The organism is Nostoc sp. ChiSLP03a (assembly GCF_034531215.2).
Lineage (GTDB): Bacteria > Cyanobacteriota > Cyanobacteriia > Cyanobacteriales > Nostocaceae > Nostoc.
In genome coordinates, this window is record NZ_JAVRBQ020000131.1 from 1 (window position 1) to 5,056 (window position 5,056).

The 5,056-nt window shown below is 39.2% G+C and carries 6 protein-coding genes; 4 read left to right on the forward strand and 2 right to left on the reverse strand.

Annotated features, from left to right (window positions below; translation table 11 throughout):
* Positions 1-180: 180 nt before the first annotated feature.
* On the reverse strand, positions 181-933 hold the full coding sequence (locus RMY32_RS21490) for a Swt1 family HEPN domain-containing protein (protein ID WP_322713325.1): 753 nt from the start codon (positions 931-933) through the stop codon (positions 181-183).
* Positions 934-1,219: 286 nt separating this feature from the next.
* Between RMY32_RS21490 and RMY32_RS21495 the strand changes: the two genes are divergently transcribed.
* The 4 genes from RMY32_RS21495 (at position 1,220) to RMY32_RS21510 (ending at position 3,892) form a co-directional block, all read left to right on the forward strand.
* Positions 1,220-1,474 (forward strand): SemiSWEET transporter, encoded by a 255-nt coding sequence (locus RMY32_RS21495; protein WP_104905670.1) that lies wholly within the window; start codon positions 1,220-1,222, stop codon positions 1,472-1,474.
* A 21-nt stretch (positions 1,475-1,495) separates the two neighbouring features.
* Positions 1,496-3,151 carry a radical SAM protein gene (locus RMY32_RS21500; RefSeq protein WP_322713326.1) on the forward strand — a complete coding sequence of 552 codons (1,656 nt, stop codon included), beginning with the start codon at positions 1,496-1,498 and terminating at the stop codon, positions 3,149-3,151.
* 89 nt (positions 3,152-3,240) lie between these two features.
* Positions 3,241-3,429, forward strand: coding sequence for a CPXCG motif-containing cysteine-rich protein (locus tag RMY32_RS21505; protein ID WP_012411100.1), 189 nt, complete (start codon positions 3,241-3,243; stop codon positions 3,427-3,429).
* Positions 3,430-3,448: 19 nt separating this feature from the next.
* The gene (locus RMY32_RS21510) at positions 3,449-3,892 is read left to right on the forward strand and encodes an SRPBCC family protein (protein WP_322690490.1); all 444 of its coding nucleotides are present in this window, start codon (positions 3,449-3,451) and stop codon (positions 3,890-3,892) included.
* A 28-nt stretch (positions 3,893-3,920) separates the two neighbouring features.
* Here the strand turns inward: RMY32_RS21510 and RMY32_RS21515 are convergent, their stop codons facing one another.
* Positions 3,921-4,739 carry an SDR family oxidoreductase gene (locus RMY32_RS21515; protein WP_322713327.1) on the reverse strand — a complete coding sequence of 273 codons (819 nt, stop codon included), beginning with the start codon at positions 4,737-4,739 and terminating at the stop codon, positions 3,921-3,923.
* Positions 4,740-5,056 lie beyond the last annotated feature (317 nt).

The window sequence follows — 5,056 nt, forward strand, 5'->3', positions numbered from 1 at the left end:
GAAGACACTGTTTGTAGGCGTTTTTTCAGTTCCTCTTCGCTCTCGGCGATCGCAATTTTAAATGGGCGGCTCATGGTTCTGTTAACTTACCTAGTTTGCTTCTCCCCATTATATGCAGATTCATTTTTAATTGGTATTAGCTTAAAATACATTGGAAAATTTGATTTTTCAGGCATCCTCTTACAAATTTTTATGCTGTCCTATTTGACGACACCAATCTCTAAAAGAAATAAACACTCTTTGGAAATCATCTTCAGATGGTAAAATCCCATGATGAGCAACAATATTTCGCAAATCTTCTAGTTGTGTAAATCTATTCTCAATAAAATTAATGTCTCCAATGTAAGGTAGGAAGAATTCTTTATTATTTTTAATTAATCTCGCCAAATCACCCCAATCAATGCAATAAAGAGGTGAACTACCTCCTCTTGGGGAAACCCATTTGTTTTTTATTTCTTTATTTTTAACTCTTTCTACTTTCTCTAACATTTGTGAGTTTGCAACTTGTTCCCACCAATTATCTCCAAGTTCCTTTAAGAATATTTTTTCAATAAAGCAACGAACCGAATTTTCGTAACAGTGGAGAATTACATATAAACTAGACATTCTATCGGCACTGAATACATCCTCATGATTAAGATAGGGTGTATTAAAAATTTCAGTAGTTTCTAGTTTATTGAGAATTCCTATCAGCGTAGCTTTTGCGATTGACATGGCTACCCATAAAGAGCCATCATCTGAATAAATTGTACCGTTTAGTGCTTTGTTCCAACTATTTAATTCATCATTCATGTCAGCACTAGCAAGTATTTGCTTAACACTATCTATCCAGTTTGAAAAGTGCCGACAAATAACATCTGGAGAGTCATAAAACTCTTCCATGCTAGATAAACCAGACAACAATGCTTCTATAATTTCTCGTTTATGTTTCATAAACCTTAAGCAAATGGATAATTAATATTATATTACGTATATTAGTAGTATGTGATTATTTTAACTAGGTTAAACAACTTTATAAAGTAGAAAGGAAATTAATATTTTTAATTACTAGGGAATTAAAGTTTCTACGAGGCACTATTCACCCGAATTAAATATTGTTTATCTGGGAGATTTGATGATCTTGACATTTGGGTGATTCGTTCATTTAAATAGTAATTTTCAAAAATCAGAGAGAATTGCTATATATTATGGTATTGCAACTTAATATAAATAATTAAACATGGATTTTATAACAATTTTAGGATTAGCTGCCGCCACAATAACCACAATCTCTTTTTTGCCGCAGATGTTTAAAACATGGCAAACAAAATCAGCCAAAGATGTTTCTTTGGTTACGCTGATTACATTCATAAGTGGTGTTTTTTTGTGGTTAATCTATGGAATTTATTTACAATCCTTGCCAATTATTCTTGCTAACGCCATAACATTGATTTTTAACTTAATTATTCTATGGCTTAAAATTAAATATAGATAAACTTGCCTCTAACAAACACCTGTGACATCATCTGTATTTGACTCTGAACGCCTTCTCTTTACACCTACCACCCCAGACACCAACGCTATCCCCATAATCTTCGCCTTTCCCAACGAGTACAGCGTAGGTATCACTAGCCTTGGCTATCAGGTGGTGTGGGCAACCTTGGCAATGCGTGATGATGTGCAGGTGAGTCGCCTGTTTACAGATACTCACGAACAACTCCCCAGAACGCCGGAAATTGTGGGATTTTCTATTTCGTGGGAACTGGATTATGTGAATATTCTAAATTTGCTGGAATCTTTAGAAATTCCTATTCGGGCAACCTCTCGTGATGATTCTCATCCGATAATTTTTGGTGGTGGCCCCGTTCTCACTGCTAACCCCGAACCTTTTGCAGATTTTTTTGATGTCGTTTTACTGGGAGATGGCGAAACCCTGTTAGGGAATTTTATTGAGGCTTACAAAGAAGTAAGAAATGCCTCAAGACAAACTCAACTAAAAAGACTTGCACAAATACCAGGAATTTATGTACCCAGTTTGTATGAGGTGGAGTATCACACAAGAGATGGTGAAGTAAAGTCAATTAAACCAATTTCTCCCGAAATTCCCGCAGTAGTGCAAAAACAAACTTACAGAGGAAATACCCTATCGGCCTCTACTGTAGTCACCGAAAAAGCGGCATGGGAAAATATCTACATGGTGGAAGTGGTGAGAAGTTGTCCAGAAATGTGCCGCTTTTGTTTGGCGAGTTATCTCACCCTGCCTTTTAGAACAGCCAGTCTGGAAGATTCATTAATTCCAGCGATCGCAAAAGGTTTAGAAGTCACAAATCGGCTAGGATTATTAGGGGCTTCAGTAACTCAACATCCAGAATTTGAGGCTTTGCTAGATTATATTAGTCAGCCAAAGTATGATGATGTCCGTCTCAGTATTGCTTCAGTGAGAACTAATACTGTAACAGTCCAGTTAGCAGAAACTTTGACGAAACGAGACACGCGATCGCTTACCATTGCAGTAGAAAGTGGTTCTGAGAAAATCCGCCAAATCGTCAACAAAAAGCTGCATAACGACGAAATTATCCAAGCAGCGATAAATGCCAAAGCTGGCGGCTTAAAAAGCTTGAAACTCTACGGAATGGCAGGAATTCCTGGTGAAGAAGCAGAAGATTTAGAGCAAACCGTGGCAATGATGCGTAATATCAAAAAAGCTGCGCCGGGATTGCGCTTAACATACGGATGTAGCACCTTTGTACCCAAAGCACACACACCGTTTCAATGGTTTGGGGTGAATCGCCAAGCCGAAAAGCGGTTGCAGTTTTTGCAAAAACAGCTAAAACCACAGGGGATAGAATTTCGCCCAGAAAGCTATAATTGGTCGATTATACAGGCTTTATTATCGAGAGGCGATCGTAGACTCTCCCAACTTCTTGAACTTACTCGTGACTTTGGTGATTCCTTGGGTAGCTACAAACGTGCTTTCAAGCAACTCAAAGGACAAATCCCCGATTTAGATTTCTACGTCCACGCCGAATGGTCAACAAAACAAGTATTACCTTGGAGCCACTTGCAAGGGCCTTTGCCACAGTCTACACTACTAAAGCATTTGGCTGATGCTCAAAGTTATATCAATCCATCCCTTAAAGAACTACAGCCAGTACTGGGAACTAGGAACTAGGGACTGGGGACTGGGAACACGGGGAATAACCAATGCCCAATCCCCCATGCCCCATGCCCAATACCATTGAATTCATAGCTGAAAACTTGATGCAAAACACAGCTGAGTATTACTGCGCCTATTGCGGCGAACCGAACTTAACTTTTATTGATTTGAGTGCTGGAGGACAGCAATCTTATGTAGAAGATTGTCAAGTTTGCTGTAACCCAAATATTTTGTATGTGCGGGTTGATGAAGATACCCTAGATATCGAGATAGATACTGAATCTGAAAGCTGAATTTTAGGTTTTTCTTTCCATGCTGCACTTTAAACATTCTTCAATCATTAATGCCTCACCAGAAGTAGTTTGGAAATTTCACGAAAGGCCAGATATTTTGCAACTCTTGAATCCACCTTGGCAGCCGGTTCAAGTGGTTCGTCGTGAAGGAGGGCTGAACGTGGGCGCTATCACTGAATTTCGCTTGTTTCTCGGCCCATTACCCTTAACTTGGTTAGCGCGTCATACTGAATGTGAAAAATATCGCCTGTTTACCGACGAACAGATATCTGGCCCCTTTGAATCTTGGATACATCGACATGAATTTGAACTGGAAAATGGTAAAACTAGGCTGACTGATGCTATTTCTTTTTCTATGCCTGGTGGAGGAACAGTTGAATTTGTCAGTGGTTGGTTAGTGCAAGTGCAACTAGAAGCTATGTTTCGCTATCGCCACTATGTAACGAAACGAGAATGTGAGTAACAATAGCAGAATGTGCTGGCAGCAAAAATTAATTATCCTGATTTTTCAACCCTTGCCGCGAAACCCACTTTATCAAACCAGGAAACAAGCGATACAAAGCTTGCGAGAAATTCGCCGAACCAACCATCACTTCCGATTTCTTATTCTTGACTGCATCCCAGATAGCATTTGCCACATCTTCAGGCTTCTCCACTACCGGATTTTTCAGCACAACCTCAAGCTGTCCACGACGAGTTTGAGCATCTTGCTTATCCTTACCCCGAAAAACTGCCCGTTCCATTAAAGTACTCTTAATTAAATTCGGATAAATCCCACAAACATGAATACCCTTTGGCTGTAGTTCTGCTTGTAACGCTTCCGTCAACCCTGTCACCCCAAACTTGCTAGCGCAGTAGGGCACTAAGTAAGCAGTTGGTACCTTACCGCCAATGGAACTTAAATTAACTATAGTTCCACTACCCCGCTGGAGGAAATGAGGTAGAAGGGCATTAATTGTGTGAATATATCCCCATAAATTAGTGTCTATAATTTGATGCCAATCACTAAGAGAAAACTGCTCTACTGGTCCTGATGCGAAGATGCCTGCATTGTTTATCAACACATCGATATAACCATAATGCTCCAATGCCTTTTGTACCAAGGTGTGTACTTGAGATGCGTCAGTGACATCACAAGTAACAGTCAATGGTGCTGCACGACCAAGGCTTTGTAACTCCTGCGCTACAGCTTCCAAATGGTCAGCAGAACGAGCTGCAATTACAAGGTCATATCCTTGCCGAGAAAATAAAAGAGCTGTTGCTTTACCAATACCTTCAGAAGCACCTGTAATCAATACCGTAGGAGCCATACTCTTATATATAAGTAGTGAATTTAAAAATATTATTTGCTCTTTCTTTATTATTATTTTGAGCAATAATATTCCAGAAACCTTCTAACTTTCGTTAGATTTTTTATGATATCCAAAATAGTTGTTTAGCGATATTATAAGTTTTCATTCGCAGTTGTTTGGTAAAAATACCTCTACTCTAATACCAATTAAAAATGAATCTGCATATAATGGGGAGAAGCAAACTAGGTAAGTTAACAGAACCATGAGCCGCCCATTTAAAATTGCGATCGCCGAGAGCGAAGAGGAACTGAAAAAACGCCTACAAACAGTGTCTT